Origin of the sequence: Methylobacterium sp. J-026, assembly GCF_022829585.1 — a bacterium.
Lineage (GTDB): Bacteria > Pseudomonadota > Alphaproteobacteria > Rhizobiales > Beijerinckiaceae > Methylobacterium.
The window spans coordinates 1-281 of record NZ_JAKSYC010000135.1 but is presented as its reverse complement, the minus strand read 5'-3'; the positions used below and the strand labels follow the sequence as shown (position 1 = coordinate 281).

At 69.8% G+C, this 281-nt stretch carries 1 pseudogene and 1 riboswitch; the pseudogene reads right to left on the bottom strand.

The features are described from left to right. Positions 1-140: pseudogene (locus tag MKK69_RS12960) on the bottom strand (hydroxypyruvate isomerase); the annotation flags it as partial. Then, a riboswitch (cobalamin riboswitch) is annotated at positions 126-281 on the bottom strand. This riboswitch is flagged as partial in the annotation. It overlaps the preceding pseudogene by 15 nt.

Sequence of the window (281 nt, the reverse complement as noted above, 5' to 3'; positions counted from 1 at the left end):
ACGCCGGTCGCCTCGGCATAGCGCAAAGCCGTCTCGACCCCCGCCTTCAGTTCATCGAAGCGCTCGGGAAACGCCGCCAAGCCACGCTCACCCTTGGCGAAATCGCCGGGCGGCAGGTTGAACAGCGCCTGGGTCAGGCCGACGGCAGGTCTCCTGGCTCGCGGGTCGACGCGCCTACCGCCTTCCCGGATCGCTCCGGTGGCCCTCTGGCAGACGCTCACCGCTCACAGTTGCGGGGGCAGCCGCGGATTCGAGGCTCGCGCCCCTCACCGCATTCCCTT